The 25,807-nt window shown below is 43.4% G+C and carries 12 protein-coding genes; 5 read left to right on the top strand and 7 right to left on the bottom strand.

Features of this window, described 5'->3' with window-relative positions; all coding sequences use genetic code 11:
- Positions 1–900 precede the first annotated feature (900 nt).
- The 4 genes from QUA23_RS11190 (at position 901) to QUA23_RS11175 (ending at position 17,656) form a co-directional block, all read left to right on the top strand.
- The gene (locus QUA23_RS11190; protein WP_333076035.1) at positions 901–6,594 is read left to right on the top strand and encodes an AAA family ATPase; all 5,694 of its coding nucleotides are present in this window, start codon (positions 901–903) and stop codon (positions 6,592–6,594) included.
- A 333-nt stretch (positions 6,595–6,927) separates the two neighbouring features.
- Positions 6,928–12,723, top strand: coding sequence for an amino acid adenylation domain-containing protein (locus tag QUA23_RS11185; RefSeq protein ID WP_333076034.1), 5,796 nt, complete (start codon positions 6,928–6,930; stop codon positions 12,721–12,723).
- Entirely contained in the window at positions 12,716–16,576 is a 3,861-nt protein-coding gene (locus QUA23_RS11180) for a beta-ketoacyl synthase N-terminal-like domain-containing protein (RefSeq protein WP_333076031.1), read from the top strand. The genes QUA23_RS11185 and QUA23_RS11180 overlap by 8 nt, the downstream gene beginning before the upstream one ends.
- A 45-nt stretch (positions 16,577–16,621) precedes the next feature.
- Positions 16,622–17,656, top strand: coding sequence for a methyltransferase (locus tag QUA23_RS11175; protein WP_333076029.1), 1,035 nt, complete (start codon positions 16,622–16,624; stop codon positions 17,654–17,656).
- A gap of 346 nt (positions 17,657–18,002) precedes the next feature.
- On the opposite strand, the gene QUA23_RS11170 is transcribed toward QUA23_RS11175, so the two are convergent.
- The 7 genes from QUA23_RS11170 to QUA23_RS11140 all read right to left on the bottom strand — a co-directional run bounded on the left by QUA23_RS11170 (position 18,003) and on the right by QUA23_RS11140 (position 23,134).
- Positions 18,003–18,596: a CPBP family intramembrane glutamic endopeptidase gene (locus QUA23_RS11170; protein WP_333076027.1), complete on the bottom strand. Its 594-nt coding sequence runs from the start codon at positions 18,594–18,596 to the stop codon at positions 18,003–18,005.
- A gap of 31 nt (positions 18,597–18,627) precedes the next feature.
- A complete protein-coding gene (locus QUA23_RS11165; protein WP_333076026.1) occupies positions 18,628–19,710 on the bottom strand; it encodes a DUF3326 domain-containing protein in 1,083 nt (360 codons plus the stop codon).
- Positions 19,707–19,898 (bottom strand): hypothetical protein, encoded by a 192-nt coding sequence (locus QUA23_RS11160; protein WP_333076025.1) that lies wholly within the window; start codon positions 19,896–19,898, stop codon positions 19,707–19,709. The genes QUA23_RS11165 and QUA23_RS11160 overlap by 4 nt, the downstream gene beginning before the upstream one ends.
- A gap of 57 nt (positions 19,899–19,955) precedes the next feature.
- Entirely contained in the window at positions 19,956–20,273 is a 318-nt protein-coding gene (locus QUA23_RS11155) for a 2Fe-2S iron-sulfur cluster-binding protein (protein ID WP_333069026.1), read from the bottom strand.
- 244 nt (positions 20,274–20,517) lie between these two features.
- The gene (locus tag QUA23_RS11150; RefSeq protein WP_333076024.1) at positions 20,518–21,063 is read right to left on the bottom strand and encodes a Uma2 family endonuclease; all 546 of its coding nucleotides are present in this window, start codon (positions 21,061–21,063) and stop codon (positions 20,518–20,520) included.
- A gap of 154 nt (positions 21,064–21,217) precedes the next feature.
- Positions 21,218–22,399, bottom strand: coding sequence for a GTPase (locus tag QUA23_RS11145; RefSeq protein WP_333076021.1), 1,182 nt, complete (start codon positions 22,397–22,399; stop codon positions 21,218–21,220).
- 195 nt (positions 22,400–22,594) lie between these two features.
- Complete coding sequence (locus tag QUA23_RS11140) at positions 22,595–23,134, bottom strand: Uma2 family endonuclease (RefSeq protein WP_333076020.1); 540 nt, start codon at positions 23,132–23,134, stop codon at positions 22,595–22,597.
- A 195-nt stretch (positions 23,135–23,329) separates the two neighbouring features.
- Here QUA23_RS11140 and QUA23_RS11135 point away from each other — a divergent pair, with 195 nt between their 5' ends.
- Entirely contained in the window at positions 23,330–25,774 is a 2,445-nt protein-coding gene (locus tag QUA23_RS11135) for a type ISP restriction/modification enzyme (protein WP_333076018.1), read from the top strand.
- The last annotated feature ends 33 nt before the right edge of the window (positions 25,775–25,807 follow it).

Below are 25,807 nucleotides of genomic sequence, written 5' to 3'. Positions count from 1 at the left end.
AACCGGGTTTTTCTCGGAGTACCCTAGAACCAATGATGCTATATTAGCATTAGTTATTGCTAATCTATCGCTTACAAAGCCTCTTTTTCCTAACTGTTATTCTGGCCAGACTGTCAAAAAGGATCGCATTTACAACGGTAAACAGCGGTTTAAGTTTCTTAACTGCGATCGGCAATTCGTTGAACATCCGCATTTATAAGGTGATTGACCAGCAGACACGAGAACTAATTGATCGATTGTTGTTAGAACCTATTTCACTTGCCGGGATTGCTCGTGCGATCCAGATTTCTCAGCAATGGCTCCAAACCTACGTTAATGAGAAATATGCTGGGGTACCCCGAAGCGTGGATTGATGGAATCCGTAGGAGAAGCGAGTTATTTATCTGTCTCCTTTTTCTCCCGGTTTAAATCCGATTAAAAGCAGAAGAGTCTCACCTCAAAAAAGATCTACGTTGGGTTGGTGCACGTAAGTAATTACACCTGAGTGTCAGCAATTGTGGACGGATTCGACTCGATCGCTCTCCCATCTTTCACAAATTGGTTCACTCGTTGTAGTTACTGTACCTCATACGGTTGAAAACCGCTATAAACGAAGGTGAGCGGGGCGGGTTTTAAAAGGGCAAAATCTCTCCTAGTAATGATTACGGGCTAAACCCGCCCCACAGACCATTTATATTGTTTTGCGCCTATCTACTTAGCTGCGGGATGTGTTATCATCAAAAATATAAAACTTAGATAAAAAGGGTCATATGTTTTACAAAAGTTCAGATTCTTTTAAGCTAGTTAACGAAAAAATCCTTGTTTCAGGTTGCAATTTTAAAGAAATAGATATTTAGCTAAACTGCCCCAACTCTTTACTTTCGCACAGCATCAAATACTGTTAAGAGAGATACAAAATTTATGAATATCAAGGTAAATTACAAACTAATAGAAAAAATTCATGAAGGTTTAAATACAGTAGTTTATCGCGCAGAGAGGAGGGAAGATCGGACTGCTGTGATTATCAAAGCCCTGATCGCAGAGTATCCTACTCTCGAAGAGATTATGCAATTGAGACATGAATATGAAATCTCCCGACATCTCAATTTAGAAGGTATTGTCAAGCCCTATGGATTGGAAAATCATCATCATGGTCTAGCACTGATATTGGAAGATTCAAGAGGAGAAGCCCTCAAAAAGTTTTTGAATGGTCGCCAACTTGAACTCAAAGACTTTTTAAAAATTGCTATTCAGTTAGCCGATACTCTGGGTAAGTTGCACGATAACAAAATTATTCATAAAGATATTAAGCCCACAAATATCATCATCACTCCTGCTACGCTCGAAGTAAAAATTACTGACTTTAGCATTGCCACGCGCTTGTCGAGAGAAACCCAAACACTTAGCCATCCCACTTTACTAGAAGGCACAATTGCCTATATATCGCCAGAGCAAACAGGGCGGATGAATCGCTCAATTGACTATCGCACCGACTTCTACTCTTTAGGTATCACATTCTATGAAATGCTGTGCGGTGAAGTGCCCTTTAAGGCTACAGATGCGATGGAATTAGTTCACTGCCACATCGCTAAACAGCCTGTCCCGCTCTGGGAGATTATATGGGAAAAAGAGCAAAATAGCAGAGTAGAAATTACGAGAGATAATCCCACATCTAAAATTCAAAATAGTGAGATTCTCAAAGCAATTTGTGACATAGTGATGAAATTATTAGCCAAAACTGCTGAAGATAGATATCAAAGTGGTTATGGTCTCAAAGCGGATCTAGAACAATGTCTAAATCAATTAGAACAAACTGGTCAAAATTATAACTTCATTCCGGGTGAGCGTGATAAGTCAGGTCAATTTCTGATCCCACAAAAACTGTACGGACGAGAAACAGAAGTAGCCAATCTAATGGATGCTTTTGACAGAGTTAGTGCTGGAACAGCCGAGATCGTGCTAGTTTCCGGTTACTCAGGAATAGGTAAATCTTGCTTAGTTTATGAAATCCACAAACCCATTGTCGGAGCCAGGGGTTATTTTATCGCTGGCAAGTTTGACCAATTTAAACGTAATATTCCCTATGGAGCGTTAATTCAAGCTTTTCAAGAACTAATTCGCCAAATATTAACAGAAAGCTCTGAAAAAATTAACTTTTGGAGACAGAATATTTTAAATGATTTAGGTTTAAATACTAGAGTTATAATTGACGTTCTTCCCGAATTGGAATTGATTGTTGGCGAACAACCTGAAATTTCTCAATTAGGGGCAAGCGAATCCCAAAACCGTTTCAATCTTACCTTTAAGCAATTCATTCATGTTTTTACCCAAAAAGCACATCCGCTAGTTGTATTTTTAGATGATTTGCAGTGGGCAGATTCAGCTTCTTTGAAATTGGTTCATGTGCTGCTAACTGACCGAGATAGTCAATATTTATTGGTGATTGGAGCCTATCGAGATAACGAAGTCAGCCCAACTCATCCTTTAATGCAGACCTTAGATAGTATTTATTCATGCGGGTCAATAATACATAATATCGTTCTCCAACCGTTGACACTTAGTACAGTCAATCAATTAGTTGCTGACACCTTGGGTAACAACTGCTCATCCGCAGTCCCCTCTCTTGCTTGTTTTTCTGACCAACACGGAAAAATTGATCGAGAAAGTTTGCTTGCTAAAAACAATAAAAATGAAATAGAAAAATGCAAGTTACTAGCTGAGCTAGTTTTTAATAAAACTCAAGGCAATCCCTTCTTTTTAACTCAACTGCTTACCTCCCTTTACGCAGAAAAACTGTTGACATTTGACTTCACCATTGGCAGATGGCAGTGGGATATGGGTCAAATTCAAAGTGTTGCGATCGCAGATTATAATGTCGTCGAACTCCTAGCCAGGAACATTCAAAAACTCCCTCCCCGCACCCAGAAAATTTTAAAGTTAGCAGCTTGTATTGGCAACCAATTTAATTTAGACGTTTTGGCAATAGTAAGTGAAAAATCTCTCTCACAAACGGCATCTGCTTTATGGGATGGGCTTCAGACTGGTCTAATTTTGCCTATCGGAGAAAGTGCTTACAAAATACCGTTAGTTTGCAAGGGTAATGAGTCCTTGATAATAGGCAATACTCAAGAAACCCCATCAGAAATTAATACTTACAAAGTATCCTACAAGTTTTTGCATGACCGGGTGCAGCAAGCGGCTTATTCTCTGATTCCTTCTGCTGAGCAAAAAACTACCCACCTAAAAATTGGTCAACTATTGTGGCAGAATACAAACCAATACGAGTTAGAAGAAAATATTTTTGATATTGTTAACCAGCTCAATGTGGGAGTAGAATTCATTACCGAGCAAGAAGAAAAATATAAGCTGGCTCGATTAAATTTAATAGCTGGTCAAAAAGCCAAAGCAGCATCAGCTTATGAAGCTGCGGTCATGCAATTAAGAGTAGGGTTAAAACTTTTACCAGAAAACAGTTGGCAGAATAACTACGATCTTACCCTCGCACTATATGTAGAAGCGGTGGAAACGGAATATCTTAATACCAATTACGAAAGGTCAGCGGCTCTTGCTGAAGTAGTTCTGCAACAAGCTAACACCCTACTGGAAAGAGTGAAAGTATACGAGCTACAAATCCAGTTTTATATGGCTCAAAATCAGATGTTAAAAGCCATTGATACGGGACTGCAAGTGCTGGATATGTTGGGTGTTTCCTTGGCAAATGACGAAGGTGACGGGGGTTTTGTGGTTCAATTGCCAGAACTCACGGATTTAGACAATATCCCAGAGATGACAGACCCTTACAAAATAGCGGCTTTACAGATACTAATTACATTAGGTTCTTCTGCTTACGTTGCTAAGCCGGAGATTATGCCCCTAATTGTATTGGCTCAGGTCAATCTCTGTGTTCAACATGGTCATTCACCTTTAGCTGCTTTTACTTATGCACTTTATGGTGCTATTGTGTACGCTAGCAGTGGCGATATAGATACAGCATATCATGCAAGTCATCTAGCTTTAAAGATATTGGATAAATTTAATGCCAATTTTCTTAAATGTAAGATTTACAATTTATTTAATGGTTTGATTAGACTCTGGAAAGAGCATCTCTCAAATGTATTACAACCGCTTCAAGAGGGGCTTCAAAGTGGACTGGAAACCGGCGATATAGAATATGCTGGTTATTGCGTTACTGTCTATTGTGCTAGCATATTTTTGACTGGGGAACGATTAGACATTGTAGAAGCGGAACAAGAGCAATATCTTGACTTAGCGCTCAAACTAAAACAAGACTATTCTATCTATTACATCCAGATATTTCACCAGTTGACACTAAATCTTCAAAATGAAGCTGACACCAGATGCCAGTTGGTGGGCAAAAGTTTTAATGAAATACAAATGTTGCCTGTTTTTATTGAAACTAACAATAGAATTTTGCTGTTTATTAGTTATCTCGCTAAAACGATTCTCTTTTATATGTTTAAAGATTCTAAGAATGCCGTTACTAACGCCAGTTTAGCCGCAGAACACGCAGTCAGTGTGATGGGTATGGTAGTTTCTGCTCCTCACAACTTCTACTATTCGCTGGCTCTCCTTGCTCAGTATTCCCAAGTTTCAAGTTCGGAGCAAAAAGAATACCTTGCTATTGTAGAAGCTAATCAACAACAAATGCAGAAATGGGCATTTCATGCTCCTTGTAACTTCCAGCATAAGTATGATCTTGTGGAGGCGGAGAAAGCACGCATTCAAGGGCAAATTATAGAAGCAATGGAATATTATGACCGAGCTATAACGGGAGCTCAAGAACAAGGATACATTCAGGAAGAAGCACTAGCATCGGAACTCGCAGCCGAGTTTTATTTCTCCCTAGGCAGAGATAAGTTTGCTCGAATCTATGTGACACAAGCTTACTACGGGTATATTCGTTGGGGAGCAAAAGCCAAGGTTAAAGATTTAGAGTCTAGATATCCTTTGGTATTTTCCGAGATGCTGATGCGAGAAGCTATAAGCATAGAGATTAATAGGACAACAACAACATCTACCACGGGAGGAAGTTCGGCGGTTTTGGATTTGTCCACTGTGAACAAAGCATCTCTGGCCTTGGCTGAAGAAATTGTTCTTGATAAGTTGCTAGATAAGTTACTTAAAATTGTGATGGAAAATGCTGGAGCTACAACCGGCTGCCTGATCTTAGAAAAAGATGGAAAGTTAGTGATAGAAGCTACAGGTGTTGTGGGTAGAAATGTGGTTGAATTGTGTTCAGAATCACCCGTCGAAAACAGTGAGAATCTGCCCATTACTATAATTAATTATGTAGGCAGAGTTAAAGAAAATGTAGTTTTAAATGATGCAGCAGTGTCACAAAGATTCATAAACGATCCTTACATCCTAAAAACAAAACCCAAGTCAATATTATCTATGCCTCTTATTAATCAAGGCAAGCTCATTGGCATTCTTTATTTGGAAAATAATATAACAACTGGTGCCTTTACAACGCAGAGGCTGGAAGTATTAAAAATACTTTCTTCACAAATAGCTATATCTCTTAAAAATGCGATGCTTTATGGAAAATTGGAAACCGCAACTCACAAGTTGAAAACAGCTAATGAACAATTAGAGGATTACAACCAAACGCTTGAACAAAAAGTAGAAGAGAGGACTCTGCAGCTAAAAGAAAAAAATAGCCTCCTTAGAGACCAAGCAATTCAACTTGAACTCACCCTAAAAGAATTGCAAGCAACACAAACTCAGCTAATTCAAACTGAAAAAATGTCAAGTCTGGGGCAAATGGTTGCTGGTATCGCTCACGAAATTAACAACCCAATTAACTTTATTTACGGCAATCTTACCCCCGCTAGCGACTATTTTCATGACTTGCTGGGGTTGCTGAATCTCTATCAGGAGCAATTGCCTAATGCAACTCCTGAAATTAAAAATTTTGCAGAAAATATTGACCTGGAATTCTTAACTTCCGATTTTCCTAGACTGCTTGATTCGATGCAGCAAGGGGCAGAACGCATCCGCCAGATTGTCTTGTCGCTGCGGAATTTCTCGCGATTGGATGAGGCGGGAATGAAACGAGTAGATATCCATGAAGGGCTCGATAGCACTCTGCTACTGTTGCAAAATCAGCTAAAAGCTAAGCCCGACCATCCTGGAATTGAAATTATTAAAGAGTATGGTCAGATCCCTGAAATAGAATGTTACGCCGGCTTCCTGAACCAAGCATTTATGAATATACTCAGCAATGCGATTGATGCTATAGAGGAATCATTAGTGACTTCTCGTATAGCATCAATCCACAATAAAAAATCACAAATTCGTATTCGTACCAGACTCATAAATACTAACCAAGTAGAGATTCGGATTGCCGACAATGGAGCGGGGATGACAGAGGAAGTAAGCCAGAAGATTTTTGACCCTTTCTTTACTACAAAACGTGTCGGCTCTGGCACTGGTTTGGGATTGGCTATTAGCTATCAGATTGTAGTAGAAAAACATCATGGTAGGCTGACTTGTATTTCCGCTCCTGGACAGGGAGCAGAGTTCGTGATTCAGATTCCTCTCAAGCAGGGAACTGAGCGCTTGGGGAGGGCTAAAGCCCAACTACCTACCTGACTTAAGGGTTGATTCAAAGGTACGTAGTTGCGCTTCAGCGCTCTTTGGGGGCTAAAGCCCAACTACGTACCTAAATGTAGATGAAATAGTGACCGCGATCGCAGAAAGATCGCGATTAACATATATCATAAAGTGATTAGGCGATCGCAGCAAACGTTTACCGAGCTTAGCTTTATTGGGTGGTGCTAGCCGCTATCACCCCCATCTGACTGCCAATATATTTAAATAATTTAAGCCTTTTGGTTAGGGTGTGCTATTAACTCCGCAACTCGGATGGGAACGGATCAAAAAACTCAAAAAAACTCAGTATTGCCCTATCTAAGGAAGAATAAAATGCTAGGTAATTTTCAAGATACTTGCATCCACCAGCTATTTGAGTTCCAAGTAGAGCGATCGCCTGACGCTATTGCAGTAATTTTTGAAGGGCACCAGCTAACCTATCAGCAGTTAAACTCCCAAGCTAATCAGTTGGCGCATTATCTGAAGACTCTGGGTGTTGGGCCAGAGGTATTGGTTGCAGCCTCTGTAGAGCGCTCCGTAGAAATGGTTGTAGGTCTATTGGGCATTCTCAAAGCTGGCGCAGCTTATGTACCACTAGATCCGAATTATCCAGTAAATAGACTGGCATTCATGTTAGAACATTCCCAAACGCCAGTATTACTTACACAACAGCATTTAGTCGATTCTCTTCCCGAACACCAAGCTCATGTTATCTGTTTGGATGGGAATCTAGAAACAGTAAGTCGCTTCACAGAGGAAAACCCAGAGAGCAGGGTGACACCGGATAATTTAGCTTATGTGATTTATACATCGGGATCTACTGGTCAACCCAAGGGAGTAGCGATCGAGCATCGCGGTGCCGTTAACACACTCCTCGATATTAACCACCGCTTTCAAGTAGGAGCAGGCGATCGCGTCTTAGCTGTATCTTCCCTCAGCTTCGACCTATCTGTATATGACATTTTCGGCTTGCTGGCTGCGGGAGGAACTGTGGTTATCCCTAAAGTATCAGCAACGCCAGATCCCGCTCACTGGGTTGATGCGATCGCGCAAGCACAAGTAACTATCTGGAACTCCGCACCCGCCTTGATGCAGATGCTTGTGGATTATGCCGCTGCTCATACCAAAGATTTACCCTCATCTCTGCGCTTAGTCCTTCTCAGCGGCGATTGGATACCGCTGACTTTGCCAGAGCAAATCAAAGCTTTAATCAAGAGTGAATTGAATCAACCCCTCCCCAACCCTCCCCTTGCTAAAGGGAGGGAGCTAGATGGGACTGAGTTGGCATCTGGTGTAGGCAAACTTTCAACCCCCGCTGTTATCGGCTTAGGAGGTGCAACCGAGGCTTCTATCTGGTCGATTTTATATCCCATCGAAACTGTTGACCCCGCCTGGAAAAGCATCCCTTACGGTCGGTCAATGACTAACCAACATTTTTACGTGCTCAACGAAGCGATGTCACCGTGTCAACAGGGAGTAGTCGGGGAGCTTTATATTGGAGGAATCGGTTTAGCCAGATGCTATTGGCGAGATGAGGAAAAGACCAACAAGCGCTTCATCACTCATCCTCATACAGGCGATCGCCTTTACTGTACGGGCGATTTAGGTCTCTATCTACCCGATGGCAACATCGAATTTCAAGGCCGCATCGACCACCAAGTGAAAATTCGCGGCTTCCGCATCGAACTCGGCGAGATCGAAGCAGTGCTAGGACAACACCCAGACGTGCAGGTAGCAGTAGTCGCAGCACAAGAGGATGTACCTGGACAGAAGCGCTTGGTAGCTTATGTTGTTTCCAAAGTTACCGCAGAACGTACACCCTTCAAAGGCGAGTGTTTAGCGGAATTTGACGGCGATCGCTCCGTTAAACTACAAACAGAAGACATATCCATCGGTGGTATCGGCGTGGTTGGGGTTCCCGATGATTGGTCAAGAGGTAAGCAGGTTCGTCTGCGCCTCGTACTACCCGGAAATACCGAAGAGCAATGTTTTGAGGGAACTGTTGCTTGGTGTGAGGGAAATCAGGCAGGGATTGAGTTAGCTCTCACACCCACTGAAGAAGCTGTAATTCAGCAGAGCATAGATTATCTCTTAGAAACCCAAGGCTTCTTAAAATTTTTGCAACGCACCGTCGCAGGAAAGTTGCGTAACTTCCTGAAAGATAAGTTGCCCGAATACATGGTGCCTTCCAGCTTTGTATTCCTGAAAACCTTGCCACTAACGCCCAACGGCAAAATAGACCGCCAGAAGCTATTAGCGCCTGCCGTTAAAATTTCCGAAGTAGCACAAGATTATGTAGCACCTCAAACTCCTGTCGAAGAGGTAGTGGCAGGAATCTGGGCTGAAGTATTGGGGCTAGAACGAGTTGGTATTCGCGACAACTTCTTGGAATTGGGAGGTCACTCCCTGCTAGTCACGCAGATTGCAACTCGAATGCGAGACACTTTCCAGGTGGAATTACCGTTGCGTACCCTGTTTGAGTCTGCCACAGTCGCCGATCTTGCTCACAATCTGGAAATCGCCAGTCAAAAAGCTCCCATACCCCAGGCTCCGCCGATTCAAGCAATTTCGCGGAACCAGGATTTGCCTTTATCCTTCAGCCAGCAACAACTGTGGTTCTTATGTCAACTGGCGCCCGATACGCCTTTCTATAACGAACCGATTACCATTCGCCTGCCTGGTTCCGTCAATATTGTCGCACTAGAGCTTAGCATCAGCGAAATCATCAAGCGTCACGAAATTTTGCGAACGACCTTTGCTCTGGTAAATGGGCAACCAGTGATGGTGATTCAAGATGCTTTTAATTTTGCTTTGCCAGTGGTGAATCTTGGGGAATTTCCAGAGACTGAACGGGAGACTGAAGCCTTGCGGCTGGCAACTTTGGAAGCGAAGCAGCCTTTTGACCTCGCCCAAGGGCCGCTGGTGCGGGGTACTCTCATGCAGTTGGGCGAGGCGGATTACAGGTTGTTCCTGACTGTTCATCACATCGTTATCGATGCTGTTTCTCTATACAGCGTGTTGTTGAAGGAAGTCGCGGAACTCTACATCGCCTTTTCTTTAGGCTTGCCATCGCCCCTCTTAGAATTGCCGATTCAGTTTGCGGACTTTGCCTACTGGCAGCGGCAATGGCTACAGGGCGAGGTGCTGGAAAACCAACTGAGATACTGGAAGCAGCAACTAGCGGATTTGCCAACACTGCAACTGCCGACTGACCGATCGCGATCGCCAATGCAAACCTTTCGGGGTGCAAGGCAATGTCTAGCCCTACCCCTGAGCCTAACCGAGATGCTTAAGGAGCTAAGTCGTAGGGAGGGTGTCACCCTGTTTATGACGTTGATGGCAGCATTCCAAACCTTGCTCTACCGCTATACGGGGCAGATGGACATTCCAGTGGGTACTGTCGCCAACATCCGCAACCGACAAGAGCTAGAAGGGATGATTGGTTACTTCCTCAACACTTTAGTAATGCGTACTGACCTTTCTGGCAACCCCAGTTTTGAGGAACTGCTGGTGAGGGTACGGGAGGTGACATTAGGGGCTTATGCTCACCAAGAATTGCCCTTCCAGAAGCTAGTGGAAGAAATACAGCCAGAGCGTAATCTCAGCCATAACCCTCTATTTCAAGTCGCCTTTGTCCTCGAACCCCCGCTTGTCGAAATTGATGAATGGACAATCAGCCAGCTAGATGTGGATACCGGTGCGGCAAAGTTTGATCTGTACCTTGAGCTTGATGAGAAACCATCAGGCATCATTGGTCGCCTTGAGTACAACACTGACTTATTTGATGCTGCAACTATCACTAGGATGTTGGGAAATTTTCAGACTTTACTGGAAGGAATTGTCGCTAACCCAGAGCAGAAAATTGCAGAATTGCCCCTCTTAACTGAGTTTGAACGACAGCAGTTAGCAGCGTGGAACCATACCGAAACTGATTACCCTAAAGATACTTGTATACACCAGTTGTTTGAAGAGCAGGTAGAGCGATCGCCCGATGCGATCGCATTAGTTTTTGAAGATGAGCAACTGACCTATAAAGAGCTGAATCAACGAGCGAATCAGTTAGCGCATCATCTGCGGAATTTGGGTGTGGGGCCAGAGGTACTGGTGGGCATCTGTGTAGAGCGATCGCTAGAAATGGTAGTGGGCCTAGTGGGCATTCTTAAAGCTGGGGGGGCTTATGTACCGTTAGACCCAGCGTATCCCGCAGAGCGTTTAGCTTTCATGTTAGAAGATGCCCAAGTCCCAGTGCTGCTGACTCAGGCGCGGTTGGTGAAATCTCTTCCCAAACACCGAGCGCGTGTCCTCTGCCTGGACACAGACTGGGAAATCATTGAGCGACAAAGTGAGGAAAACCCTAGATGCAGCTTAACCTCTGAGAACTTGGCTTATGTGATTTACACTTCGGGATCTACAGGCAGACCAAAAGGAGTTATTGTTTCTCATCAGGCGGTAAACCGCTTGGTAATCAATACAAACTACATTACCTTTCAACCAAAGGATATAGTTGCTTTTGCCTCGAATTTTTCATTCGATGCCGCTACATTTGAAATTTGGGGAACGTTCATTAACGGCGCGAAACTCGTTGTTATAACCAAAGATGTAGCACTTTCTCCTCAAAACTTTGCTGGTCAAATCCAACAACAAGGTGTCACTGTATTATTTTTGACTACTGCCTTGTTCAATTTATTAGCCAAAGAAGTCCCATCAGCTTTCCATTTGGTACGACACCTTCTATTTGGAGGAGAAGCTGTTGAGCCTAAATGGGTCAAAGAGGTACTCGATAAAGGTTCACCTCAGCGACTGCTTCACGTTTATGGGCCTACCGAAAATACAACATTTAGCACCTGGTACTTGGTGCAGGATGTTATAGAAGAAGCTACAACTATTCCTATAGGTCTACCCATCTCCAATACACACTGTTTTCTACTAGATGCTCAAAAACAGCTTGTCCCGCTCGGCGTTCCCGGAGAGCTATACATTGGCGGCGCTGGTTTAGCACGGGGCTACCTCAATCGACCCGAACTAACTGCCGAGCGCTTTATCCCCAACCCCTTTACCAACAAATCAGGCGATCGCCTCTACAAAACTGGCGACTTAGCCCGCTACCTACCCGACGGCAATATCGAATTTCTAGGTCGCATTGACCACCAAGTGAAAATTCGTGGCTTCCGCATCGAACTCGGCGAGATCGAGGCCGTGTTGAGCCAACACCCGGATATACACGAGTCTCTAGTTATCAACCGCAAGGATGCCTCCGGCAACCAGCGCCTAGTCGCTTATATTACTTCTAACCTCAGACCAGAACGAGTGCCTTATCAGAGCCCATGTCTGGCTGAATTTGGCGGCAGTCCTGCGGTGAAACTCCGCACAGAAGACATTTCCATCGGTGGTGTCTGCATAGTAGGCGTACCAGATGCTTATCAGCCCAGCCAACCCCTCCGCCTGTACCTGCGTCTACCTGGTTTCAGTGAGGAGCAATGGTTGGAGGGCAGAATCGTTTGGCGACAAGGGGAGCAATGTGGGATTGTGTTCGCCCTCAGCCGGAATGAGCAGGCTCTAGTGCAACAAAGCATAGAGTATCTCATGGAAACTCAGGGCTTCTTGAAAGTTTTGCAACGCACAACAATCGGCAGCTTACGCGACTTTTTGAAGCAAAAACTGCCCGACTATATGGTGCCTTCCGGCTTTGTGTTTTTGAATCATTTGCCGCTCACACCAAACGGCAAAGTAGACCGTAAAGCACTGCCAGCTCCCGATGCTATTAACCCACAGTTGGAAACAACTTATATCGCACCTCAAACTGAGATCGAACAAGCGATCGCTACCGTTTGGCAACAGGTCTTACACCTAGAGAAAGTCGGTGTCGATGATAATTTCTTCGATTTAGGCGGTCATTCATTACTGATGGCTCAGGCTCAGAGTAAACTGAGAGAAGCGATCGACAGAGATGTTTCCATGATTGAGATGTTTAAATATCCAACCATCAGCTCTTTGGCTAAATATTTAAGTGAGGAGCCAGAGGAAAAATCCTCTGTTGGGCAAAGTCGAGAACACATTAAAAAACAAAAAGAAGCAATCAATCGCCAAAAGCAAAAACAACGCTTGCAAGGAAAGAATAAAAATGGATAACTCTGAGACTACCAGCTCTATAGAAGGTATCGCTATCATCGGCATGGCAGGTCGCTTTCCCGGTGCTAAAAATGTTGATGAGTTTTGGCAAAACCTACGCGATGGTGTGGAATCTATTTCTTTCTTCTCCGAACAAGAACTAGAATCTTTAGGTATTGACCAATCAGTGGTGCGTGACCCCCGCTATGTAAAAGCAAGAGGGGTATTAGAAGATATTGAGTTATTTGATGCTTCATTCTTTGGGTTTAATCCTAGAGAAGCTGAAATTACAGATCCACAACACCGCTTTTTCTTGGAGTCCGCTTGGCAGGCTCTAGAAAGTTCTGGCTATAACTCGGAAACTTACGAAGGTTCGATAGGAGTTTACGCAGGCGCAGGGAGTTTCAATACTTATTTTTTGAATAACCTTTATCCTAATCACCAGCTTAGAGAATCCGTTGGAGATTTCCAACTTGCGATCGCCAATGAGAAAGATTTTCTGTCAACTCGTGTTTCTTACAAATTAAACTTGAAAGGGCCGAGTATTACTGTCCAAACAGCCTGTTCTACTTCATTGGTTGCTATTAGCATGGCTTGCCAAAGCTTGCTGAATTACCAATGCGATATGGCTTTGGCTGGTGGGGTTTCTATAGGCGTTACCCAAAAGGCAGGATATTTTTATAAAGAGGGAATGATTCTTTCACCAGACGGACATTGTAGAGCCTTTGATGCGAAAGCACAGGGAACTGTTAGCGGTAGCGGTGTGGGAATTGTGGTTTTGAAAAGATTAGAGGAGGCGATCGCGGATGGAGATTATATTCATGCGGTGATTAAAGGTTCTGCGCTCAATAATGATGGTGCTTTCAAAATTGGCTACACAGCTCCCAGTATAGATGGTCAAGCGCAGGCGATCGCAGATGCTTTAGCACTCGCAGAAATTCCCCCTGAAACCGTCAGCTATATAGAAGCTCACGGAACCGGAACACCCCTGGGAGATCCGATCGAAATTGCCGCGTTGACGCAAGCTTTCTCACTCGAAACTAAGAAAAAAGGCTTCTGTGCGATCGGTTCTGCCAAATCCAATATCGGACATTTGGATACTGCTGCTGGTGTTACTGGCTTAATCAAAACTGTCCAAGCTCTCAAACACAAGTTAATACCGCCTAGCTTGCATTTTGAACAGCCTAATCCTAAGATTGATTTTGCAAACAGTCCCTTTTATGTCAATACTAAGCTTTCTGAATGGAAAGCAGATAAAACTCCCCGTCGTGCTGGAGTTAGTTCTTTTGGCATCGGTGGAACTAATGCTCATGTGGTACTAGAAGAAGCGCCTAATGTAGAAAAATCTGGAGAATCTAGACCATCACAACTGTTGGTTTTATCGGCAAAAACTAGCTCTGCACTTGATAGTGCAACGGTAAATTTGAGCGAATATTTAAAGCAACATCCAGATCAAAATTTTGCTGATGTTGCTTATACGCTTCAAGTTGGTAGAAAAGCTTTCAGCCATCGACGGATAGTAGTTTGTAATGAGATAGAAGAAAGTGTTATTGCCCTCGACACTCTCGATGCAAAACGAGTTTTTACCAGCTTCCAAGAGTCTAAAGATCGACCTGTCGTATTTATGTTTTCAGGACAGGGTTCGCAGTACATCAATATGAGCTTGGAACTCTACCAAGTTGAACCAACATTTCGCCAACAGATCGACCTATGTTCGGAAATTCTTAAACCTCACTTGGGAATTGATCTACGCGACGTAGTTTATCCAAGTGAAGCACAAGCAGAAGCAGCTACAAACCAGCTAAAGCAGACTGCGATTACACAGCCAGCACTGTTTGCGATCGAGTATGCTTTAGCTAAATTGTGGATGTCTTGGGGAGTGCATCCCAAAGCGATGATTGGTCATAGCATTGGTGAATATGTAGCAGCTTGTTTGGCTGGTGTTTTCTCGTTGGAAGATGGCTTATCCTTGGTAGCTGCACGAGGTAAATTAATGCAGCAACTGCCGAGTGGTTCCATGCTTGCAGTTCCACTTCCAGAACAGCAAGTGCAACCCTTTTTGGGCAATAAACTCGATTTAGCTGTGATTAACGGAGCATCTATGAGCGTGGTTTCAGGTGCTACTGATGCCATAGATGAATTGGAACAAAAACTACTTGAAAAAAGTGTAGAGTGTCGCCGATTGCACACTTCTCATGCCTTCCATTCACAGATGATGGAGCCAATTTTAGAACCCTTCAGCGAACAAGTTAAAAAAGTTAAGCTGAACTCGCCTAAAATTCCCTACATCTCCAATGTTACTGGTAATTGGATAACAGCAATGCAGGCGACAAGTCCGAGTTATTATGCTCAACATCTGCGGCAAACAGTACGCTTTGCAGATGGGTTACAACAGCTATTAAAAGACCAAAATCAAATATTGCTAGAAGTGGGGCCCGGACGGACGTTGAACACGCTAGCAAAACAGCATCCTAATAAAGGGGCTGAGCAAATTGTACTTTCTTCATTGCGCCATCCACAAGACCAAAATTCAGATTTAGATTTCTTACTTACTACATTGGGTAAACTCTGGTTAGGAGGAGTACAAATAGATTGGTCTAAATTTTATGCTGATGAGCAGCGTTATCGTCTCCCATTGCCGACCTATCCGTTTGAGCGCCAACGTTATTGGATTGAAGCACCAGGAATCGAGCAACCGATTAAAATTGCATCTTTACCAGATGAAAATTCCCAACCAGTCGATTCAACACCACATCACTCAAGACCGAATTTAGACAATACCTATATTGCTCCTAGAGATGAAATTGAGCAAACTATTGCTACTATCTGGCAAGAATTTCTCGGTATCGAGCAAGTAGGGATTCATGATGATTTTTTTGATTTAGGCGGAGATTCTTTATTAGCCGTTCAACTAATAACTAAAATAAACGAAACACTGCAAAAATCCTTGTCTCCCCATAGCCTATTGCAATCATCGACTGTTGCAGCTTTGGCGGCATTAATTAAAGACAATTCCGGCTTATCGGATAATACTAACCAGCCACTCCAGCCAGCTTCTGAATCTTTGTTAGTAGAAATTCAGCGCGGTAGTTTTAAACAACCTTTGTTCTTAGTTCATCCGGTAGGCGGTCACGTTTACATTTATCGGGATTTAGCACGTTATCTAGGTTCAGATCAGCCTATTTTTGGCATACAAGCCCATGTTTCAGATGGGGAAACAGAGTCTTTCACTAAAGTTGAGGAAATGGCTGCTCGCTATATTGAAGCAGTGCGAGTTCAACAACCAGAAGGCCCCTATTTTTTGGGTGGTTCTTCCTTTGGAGGAACTGTTGCTTTTGAAATGGCACAGCAACTCAATGCCCAAGGTGAAAAGATAGCGCTGCTAACTTTAATAGATACTCCTGGGCCCGGTCAAATGCCTGTTTTAGAAACGGAAGATGATACAGCAATTTTGGTATATTTGCTAGGTGTTGGGTTCAATCTGTCTCTTTCTATGGATGTCCTTCAAAAACTTGAGCCAGATGAGCAACTTGTCTACTTTTTAGAGCAAGTAAAGATTGCTAATAGGGTAGTTCCTCCCGATTTTGGTTTACCTGAGATTCGCCATTTTCTCCATCTGTTTAAAGTACACGCCCAAGCGATGCTAAGTTACATCCCTCAAACTTATGGAGGTCGAATTATATTTTTCCGTGCTACAGAACAAAATGAAGTTAATGCCAAAAATCCAGAATTACCTTGGATTGAGGTTGCTACTGGAGGAGTAGAGGTTCGAGAAGTGCCGGGAAATCATATTACTATGAATTATCCCCCTAATGTTCAGGTTATGGCAGAACAACTTAGAGTATACCTTGATGAGGCAAGGCAGCTAATTTAGATTTGCTTTTTGGTTTTTAAATAGATAACTTTCACAGGATTTCCTATGGCTTTATATACAGAGAATGCCCAACCAGAAGGCGAAAACTCATCGTCATTGCTACTAGAAATGATGTATGGGTTTAAAATATCCCAGGCTCTTTTGGTCGCGGCAAAACTAGAAATTGCAGATATTCTGAGTGATGGTTCTAAGACTGCTGATGAACTTGCGAAAGCTACCAGTGTAAATTCTCATGGTATTTATCACCTGATGCGTATGCTAGTAAGCGTTGGTGTATTTTCTCTGGAAGATAATGAAAAGTTTTGCTTAAATTCTCTGGGAAAACATCTCCTGACTGGTACTTCTGATTCTTTACGAGGTACGGTTTTGGCAATGGGTGATGAACTATATCAGGGATGGGGGAATTTACTTTACGGTATAAAGACTGGAGAAACTCCATTTGAACATACTTTTAAGACTAATTTTTATAGCTATTTGAAGCAGAATTCTGATGCGGCAGTAAATTTCAATGAGTGGATGAAGGAGACAACAAGGGAGTGGCTGCTTCCGGTGCTTGAAGCTTATGATTTTTCAGACGTTAAGACACTTGTGGATGTTGGAGGGGGAATTGGAACCCTAACGGCTGTGATTCTGAATGCGAATCCCAAGCTACAAGCTATTTTGTTCGATCGCGAAGATGTTGTGGTTGATGCGAATCAGGTTTTGGAAGTGGCTGGAGTTGCAGATAGGTGTCAAATAGTTGGAGGCAGCTTTTTTGAGGCGGTTCCCCCTAGTGGCGATCTTTACTTACTCTCTCGTGTCCTCCTCAATTGGGACGACGATCGTGCTATTACAATTCTTAAAAATTGCTATCAAGCTATGACAGCTAAAGATCGGCTGATGATTGTTGATTTTATGTTGCCTGAAGGCAAAATGTCGCCATTTATTGGCATGGGTAGCTTAACTTTGTTCATTCTGGGGGGTACTTTTATGCGAACAAAGGATGAATTTTATCATTTACTTTCTTCCGCAGGGTTTAAAGTGACTAATATGATAGAAACAAAAGGGCCAGTAAGTGTGCTCGAGGCGAAACCTGCTTGACATTATCAGGTCTAAAAACACCGGGAATATTCTGGTGTAAGATTCCTATTGCTCAGTTAATATCCATCCTCTTATAGCAATTCTGAAAAGTTCTGCAACAATAACAAAAGTAGGTTGGGTGGAACGAAGTGCAACCCAACATCAGGACTGTAGCAATATTTTTCAGAATTGCTATTATCGGGACTTGAACAAATTTCAAGTCCAAACAAAGCCTAAATCGGCTATTTGTCAGGCAAATACGTCACCATTATGTTGCAGCCAAGCAAAAAAAACGATCGGACTTTGACTGTGCGATCGCCTTGCTAGCGATTTCAATCGCCCGGTTTATGGTCGATATTCATCTATCCTATCGCTTCACCGCATTGTTTTCCCACTTCCAAACACAGCTAGAAATCAAATTCGTGCAGATATGAGCCGTAATTGGCACTAACAAATTCCCAGTAGCTAAAACGCTGTAACCCAACAGCAATCCGACAGCAGTTGCCCAAACAGCATAAGGCCACTGATCGATGCCTCCCAAGTGCAGAATGCCGAAACAAAAACTCGATAACACTAAACTGGTAACATTCAATCCTAAAGCAGACAGCATAACGCCTCGAAATAGCAATTCTTCGCTAAGTCCGGGCAGCAGTCCCAGCCAAATCAAATCCGGCCAAAACAAAGGTTTGAGCACTACTTCCAAGTAAACGTCTGCACTCCGGCGATAACCCGGCCAGAGGTGATAAACGATCGCACTACCGCCTGTAATTGCCAGTCCGATCGCACATCCTGTGAGCAAGTCGATTCCTATCAATTTGACTGGCAAAAGCGATACCGATCCAAATAGCAACCACAATTTAGCAACCGCCAGCAACATAATTGCTGTCACGCCCATTGCTATTAAAACTTGGGTGCGCGTCAAGGGTTCAATTTCAGGATTTCCGGGAAGTTTTTCTGCCACTTAATCACTTTTAGATTTGATGTTTGAGATTTTAGATTTGTCTTGTTGAGTCAGACAAACAACGCAGGGAGGAGATGTCTGCACCCAAGGAAGCTGGACTGATGCCGGCCCGCAAAGCGACCAAAACTCCGATCGCCTCTAAATATGAGTTTACCTGCAAAGCTTTGATTCCGAGTTTTTCTGGAGTCGCCTGCATCTGGGTTTTGTTGTCGCCCACAGCGATGATTTGTACGGACGATCGCCCACTCAAACTCAGAATAGCACTGCCGCCGCAGGCTGTGGCGGGTATTACCACCGCATCAACTCGATCGGCGGTAATTGATAATTGATTGTGCTGCTGGCTTTCTGGCGCTACCAATTGGGGAGCTTTGCTGAGGCCGGCAAGGACGCAAGGTAGGAAAGTATAGCCGATTTCCTCAGCAGCCGATCGCGGAGACAGGTGCGGATCGAGGGGAAGTGGGGAAAGCGCGGGGGCGTGGGCGCAGGGGATTTTAAACGTCCTGACGATGAGGTGGCTGATCACAGCTTCCGCGCCGGCGAGGGGGTCAACTCCTTTGCCGCGGCGGTAGTTTTCGAGGGCGAGGCTGCCTTCATCGTCGGGAAATCTGGCTACAACTGCGATCGCCTCTACTCTTGCTTGTTCGATCAATTTTTCTGCAGCGCGCAATAAACTGTCGGGATTGCCGATCGTCCCCCAGGATGCCCCTGATTCAGAAATACGCAATTCTACTTGCAGGGGGCGATCGGTTAAAACACAATCAGTTATATTCAAGCCCAATGTAGCTTTCGCTGCATCAGCCGCTTGCAAGTGGCGCAACTGCAAGTCTGGTTCGATCGCAGAATCGAGGATTAAGCCGATGCGATTTTGATGTACCGGTTGCAGTCCCCAGCATCCGGCAGCAAATTTGTCAAGGGCGTAACCTTCAACGTAGAGAGCGTTAGGTATCGGCCAATAAAGTTGAGCGCCGTTGAGAACGTTGGGGTGAGTGATCAGGGTGTCTGAAATTTGGGCGATCGCCCTAGCCACCGGCAGCGCATCTCCTGCAAACCCACCAATCGATGCTCCAACGCCTGTAGGGACTATCAAAACCACTGTCAAAGGGCGGGGGTTCACGATGTTGCGGGGGATGCTTCCACGAGCACGTAACCTTCTACCACAGCCTTTTGCCGATCGACATCCACGTCTGTGACGGCCCAGCGCAGGGGTTCGCCGTGCTTTTGCAGTTCAATTTCAATAGCCGAGTGCAGTTGCTCGGCGGTATCGTGGAGGTCAACTTCTGCGGAAATGAAATGGGTGGTCATAGGGCGATCCATAGTGGTTTTACCGCTAACGGTACTTAGGTCAATTTTAGCTTAGTGCTAGGATTTACCGAATTGGCGATCGTACACAATGTCTTCTTTTTCTGTTTCTATCTTCAAGTTCGATCGGGGATAAGCAACGCACAGCAACACATAACCTTCTGCCTGAAGATCGGGACTAACGCCCATACCATCAGCTTGATCGACCTTCCCTTCAATAATTTTACCAGCACAGGTAGTACAAACCCCCGCATTGCAAGAACTCGGCAACTCAATGCCGGCGTCGTTAGCGGCGCGGAGAATTTGTTTATCTTCGGGTACTTCTACAGTATAAGTAGAGCCTTGGTGGATCAATTCAACAGTGTAAGTCTTAGACATATTTCAATTATTGGTTTTAATTCCCCAATTGGAATTTACGCTAGATTTGGAAACAAAGCAATCAGTATTTTACCCCTGTTTGTGCTTTTGTGCAAATTTACAACTGCTGTTTTTATTGATAATTTTTTTTATTAATTGGCTGGGCGAGCGATCGGCATTTTGTCAATGACTTTTTCACAAATTATTACAATAGTCACGGCGGAACTCTGCCACAAAGCACTTATACCTAATTAATTTTTGGCTTTCAAGCCAACAACTCATCAACCGCAACACTAAAACCTGGGAGCACTAGGTGAGTGCTGACTGTAGAACCCTGGTTAAAGGTTAACTTTTGAGTTTGAGTCATTATCAATATCCAGCGACTTTCTGGAAAAACTATCCAAACTTCCAGACAACCTGAATCTAAATATTCTTGTGCTTTTAGAAATATTTCTTCCGCAATATCAGTAGGAGAAACTATTTCTCCAATTAACGGCGGACTTTGAGGCAAAGTAGGAACATCGCCATATTGAGCAACAAGTTCAGGAGTCAGATAAGCTACATCAGGACGGCGCACTCGCCTGTCAGTACGGCAAGGAACTTCTGTATAAACTTCGCCGCCTTGTCCGCTAGATATCTTATAACTTCTCCAATAATAATCTAGTCTAGATTGGATTCGACTGTGTTTTACTGTCATGCCATTTTTCTCCGAGATTTGCCCGTCCACCCATTCCATATCATCGGCGGGACAGGCTATAAAGTCTTCTAGAGAAACATTTTCTGATAAAACGGCTGCCATTACCATAGCCATTTACTCCCTTTTGCAGAATTCACTCATATTGTAGCAATCAATTGGTAATGGGTAATTGGGAATTGGTAATTGGGAATTGGGAATTGGAACTAACAAATAACCTATGCCCTATGCCCTATGCCCTATGCCCCATGCCCAATACCCAATGCCCAATTTACTCAATATTAATTTGATTGGGAGGTTTAGGTTGCTCCGGTTTCTCATCCTTCAAAGTTTTACGCCCAGAACTAGCATAATCCTTATAAAAATCCACAAACATCTTTGTCAACTGCTGCAAAGAAAGTTGTTCCCCATTAACTTGAGCTTTCATATAAGCTTTAAGCACTTCAATGTAAGCCAAACCGAGGGCAAGCGTTAGAGTTGCTGCGGTTGCACCGGAGATAGCACCGCCGACAACAGTACCCGCACCAGGAATCATTTTAATCAAATTAGTAACAATACTTCTGCCAACAGCAGTCACCCCACCTGTGCCGCTAATAGCAGACAGCATCGCCGAAATAAACCCCTTATCAAAGGGCATTCCAAAAATTACAGTAATATTAGCAATCATTGCCGTTTGCATCGTCATCAAAATCGGCGCATCAGCAAAGGGTACAGGAGTCGCGCCGACAATTGCAGAACCTGCAACATAAGCACTTAGATATTTAAATGCCATATCGGATTTGAGCGCAATATTGGCAATTTGTTCTTTAACAAAAGCTTTTTTAGCTACTTCCGGCAGCAGTTGAAACGTTGCATCTACCAACTTGTCTAAACCGTGAGATTTTACTGTATAATCCTCATCAATTTCTTCCGGTTCAGCCATGACGGGGATGATTTGACTGACGGGCAAATTCATGTGTTCCAGTTGCTTGAAAAACTCGCTGGGCTTTTTAGATGTAGTTTGAGTCAAAACTAAAATCACTGGTACATCTTTGACTTCCATTTCTTTTAGCCAGCTTTCCTCAACAGATTCTATTCTATTGGCGCTGTGATTGATGCAGTACCAGATGACGTGAATGTGTTCTTTGGGGTGCAGGAGTCTTTGGTCTTCAATCAGTTTAGCAACGTTTAATTGAATAACTTTAATTTGTTCGGCGTTAAGTTCGAGTCCGGGAGTATCGTAGACTGTAATTGGGCAATTCGGTTTGGTATATTGGCGAATGCCTTGAGTGATGGGGCGGCCGACTCCGGTTTCTGCTAAGCGCTGGCGAAAAACGGAATTTATTAGGGTACTTTTGCCGACGCCGGTTTTGCCTATGACTAAAACATTACACTGTCCCACTTGGTTTTCTGCGTCTTTGAAGGCGTAGTAACTTCTATTTAAAAGCTCGTCTAAGGAAAAGTCGTCTGACATGGCGGTTTGCTCCGATAATGGTGGGAGATTAATTAAATACCACCGAATAGAATTCCGATGCTATACAAACGAAGTCCGCGAAGGCGGACTGAGGATTCTTAAACATATTGTAGCAATTTGATTTCAGAACTGGTGGAACAGGTAGAGGAGAGCTTTGTGTCGCGTGCTGCTACATGAAAGGTTGTAGAATTGAGTTTAAGCTAGTAATTGATCGACTTCGATGCTAAAACCGATCAGGATTTGTTGGGTGGTGGCGGTATCGCCGGATCGAAATGTCAATATTTGATTTTTAGTCATCACGAATATTAAACGACTTTCGGGAAAAACTAACCAGACTTCCTGACAGCTAGATTCTAAATATTCTTGTGCTTTGAGAAAGACATCTTCAGCGATATCGGTGGGTGAAACTATTTCGGCAATTAACGGAAAACTTTGGGGTAAAGTGGCAAGATTACCGAATTGTGCAACTAATTCGGGTGTGAGATAAGCGACATCGGGGCGGCGAATTTGCCGGTTAGTGCGGCAAGGAACCTCGACATAAGCTTCTCCCCCTTGTCCGCTAGAATCTTTGTAATCTTCCCAAGAATTCCCCAGTCTCAACTGAATTTTACCCGTCTTTAGTGTCATGCCATTTTTCTCTACGAGTTGACCATCTATCCATTCCATGCGATCGCACGGATGAGCCATGAAGTCTTCTATGGTAAGATTATCCTGTAGGGCGGCAGTCGCGAGCATAGGTGTTTCCTCGATTTTGGAGAGTTTGCTAATACTATTATCGCTGATGCCGTGGGAATTTTTGGGGGCGATGGGTGCGGGCAATTCCCTACGGGATAGCTACGCGGCGTGTACTTTTATTTTCTTTTGTTTGACGGTAAAAAAGTTACAATATCGCTTAAAATTAAATCAGCAATTTGCGCTCCCCCATCCCCCATGCCAAATCTCAACCTCAAGGCAACCCACAAACCTGTTAAAGCATATTACGAGGCCCTGGGACAATTTGCGAAATTGGGGATATCTCACGAATTAGCAGTAAAGGATGCTTTTGCCGATTTGCTAAAGTCTTGCTGTCAGCAATTTGGGTGGACGCTGGTACCCGAAAAAGAGATGAAAATCGGCAACAATAAGCGAATCAGAGTTGATGGGGAATTAGTGCGGGCCGACAGTTTCAGACACGGTATCTGGGAAGCAAAAGACACCCATGACAAGCTGGAACGCGAAGTTAAACAAAAATTTGCTGTTGGCTATCCCAAAGATAACATTATTTTTCAAGCACCGGAACGGGCAATTATTTGGCAAGGCAGCAAGCAACTCTGTGATGAAGATATCACAAAACCGCAATCCCTAGTCGATACGCTGAAGCTATTTTTTGAATACCGAACTCCCGCTATCGCCCAGTGGGAAGTCGCCGCCGCTGAATTTGGCAGCCGAGTCAAAGATTTAGCAGCAAAACTGATTAATCTGATTGAGGGACAACGCAAAACTAACAAAAGATTCATTCAAGCATTTAATGACTTTACCGCCGTCTGCCGCCAATCAATTAACCCCAATCTCTCCGAAGCTGCTGTCGAGGAAATGCTAATTCAGCACATCCTCACCGAACGCATTTTTCGCCGCATTTTTGATAACCCAGATTTTACCAACCGCAATATCATCGCTGTTGAAATCGAAAAAGTTATTAATGCTTTAACTTCTAAATCCTTCAGTCGCGACCATTTCCTCGGAGAAGTTGACTATTTTTACCGTGCCTTAGAAGAAACCGCCGCGACAATTGATGAATTTAGCGAAAAACAGCACTTTCTAAACACCATTTACGAGAAGTTTTTCCAAGGGTTTGCCATCAAGGTTGCGGATACTCACGGCATCGTTTACACTCCTCAACCGATTGTGAATTTCATGGTCAAAAGTGTTGAGGATATCTTGCAAAAAGAGTTTGGCAAATCTTTAAGCGATAAAGGAGTGCATATCCTCGATCCTTTTGTGGGGACAGGGAATTTTATGATGCGGGTAATGCGGGAGATTCGGAAAACGGCACTACCGCAGAAATATGCTGACGAATTGCACTGCAATGAATTGATGTTACTGCCTTATTACATTGCTTCGATGAATATCGAACATGAGTATTTTGAGGCAACCGGGACTTATCAACCATTTGAAGGTATTTGTTTAGTTGATACTTTTTCTGACCAAAAAGTACAGCAACTTTCTTTGTTTACGGCGGCAAATACAGCTAGGGTAGAGAGGCAGAGAAGTTCGCCGATTTTTGTTGTAGTTGGCAATCCACCTTACAATGCTTTTCAAATCAGTGAAAATGATAACAATAAAAATCGCAAGTATGAAGAAATAGACCGTCGCGTTGCCGAAACCTACTCGGAAGACTCGAAAGCAACTAATAAAAATGCACTGTCTGACCCTTATGTGAAAGCGATTCGCTGGGCATCGGATAGAATTGGCGACGAGGGAATTGTAGCTTTTGTAACTAATAACAGCTTTGTTAATGATATTGCTTTTGATGGAATGAGAAAACATCTTCAGAAAGATTTTGATGCGCTTTATATCTTGGATTTAGGAGGAAATGTTAGAAAAAATCCCAGACTTTCAGGTACAACTCATAATGTTTTCGGCATTCAAGTAGGGGTTAGTATTAACCTGTTGATCAGGAATAAAAATGGTCAAACTTCTAAACCTGCACAAATTTACTATGCACGGGTTGATGAGTTGTGGCGCAAAGAAGAAAAGTATGAATATTTAGAAAAGTATCAAGATCGAGGTGGGGTTGAATGGCAATTAATTCAGCCCGATCTAAAATCCAATTGGCTAACTGAAGGATTGCAAGATGATTTTGAGACGTTGATACCGATTGGTGGCAAAGAAGCTAAAGCTTCTAATAAAATTGACGAGAGAGTCATTTTTCATATTTATAGCAGGGGAGCTGAAACAGCACGGGATACATGGGCATATAATTTTAAAAAAGATGATTTAGTTGAAAATATTAAATTATTTATAGACTATTATAATCACCAAGTTTATCGCTGGTATCATCTAAGAAAACCGGGGGATACTATTGATAACTTTGTTGAATATGAGGATACTAAAATTAAGTGGAGTAGCCGTCTCAAAGAATGCCTTGCAGCCAATGTCAAAACCGAGTTTACTCCTGAAAAAATCCGGCTGGCACTTTATCGCCCTTTCAGTTTGCAATTTTTGTATTTTGATGAAGTTTTAACTCATCGTCGCGGTCAATTTCCATCTATATTTCCTGTACCAGATACTGAAAAAGAAAATCGAGTAATTGCCGTGACAAATCACTCCCAAATTCCCTTTCTAGTACAGAAGACATCTCCGAAAAATAAAATAAAGAGTAGGAAGAGATGGTAAAATATCTTTTTTTCGGGACTGAACATGAGTTCG

Origin of the sequence: Microcoleus sp. Pol1C5, from assembly GCF_036701115.1 — a bacterium.
Lineage (GTDB): Bacteria > Cyanobacteriota > Cyanobacteriia > Cyanobacteriales > Microcoleaceae > Microcoleus.
The sequence above is the reverse complement of the archived record's forward strand: the minus strand, read 5'-3'. Positions and strand labels throughout refer to the sequence as shown.

What these genes read in the sequence shown, in the direction of transcription:
- QUA23_RS11150 (WP_333076024.1), bottom strand. Translation starts at nt 21,063, where the DNA reads ATGGCTATGGTAATGGCAGCCGTTTTATCAGAAAATGTTTCTCTAGAA.
- QUA23_RS11145 (WP_333076021.1), bottom strand. Translation starts at nt 22,399, where the DNA reads ATGTCAGACGACTTTTCCTTAGACGAGCTTTTAAATAGAAGTTACTAC.
- QUA23_RS11180 (WP_333076031.1), top strand. Translation starts at nt 12,716, where the DNA reads ATGGATAACTCTGAGACTACCAGCTCTATAGAAGGTATCGCTATCATC.
- QUA23_RS11185 (WP_333076034.1), top strand. Translation starts at nt 6,928, where the DNA reads ATGCTAGGTAATTTTCAAGATACTTGCATCCACCAGCTATTTGAGTTC.
- QUA23_RS11160 (WP_333076025.1), bottom strand. Translation starts at nt 19,898, where the DNA reads ATGACCACCCATTTCATTTCCGCAGAAGTTGACCTCCACGATACCGCC.
- QUA23_RS11140 (WP_333076020.1), bottom strand. Translation starts at nt 23,134, where the DNA reads ATGCTCGCGACTGCCGCCCTACAGGATAATCTTACCATAGAAGACTTC.
- QUA23_RS11135 (WP_333076018.1), top strand. Translation starts at nt 23,330, where the DNA reads ATGCCAAATCTCAACCTCAAGGCAACCCACAAACCTGTTAAAGCATAT.
- QUA23_RS11155 (WP_333069026.1), bottom strand. Translation starts at nt 20,273, where the DNA reads ATGTCTAAGACTTACACTGTTGAATTGATCCACCAAGGCTCTACTTAT.
- QUA23_RS11175 (WP_333076029.1), top strand. Translation starts at nt 16,622, where the DNA reads ATGGCTTTATATACAGAGAATGCCCAACCAGAAGGCGAAAACTCATCG.
- QUA23_RS11190 (WP_333076035.1), top strand. Translation starts at nt 901, where the DNA reads ATGAATATCAAGGTAAATTACAAACTAATAGAAAAAATTCATGAAGGT.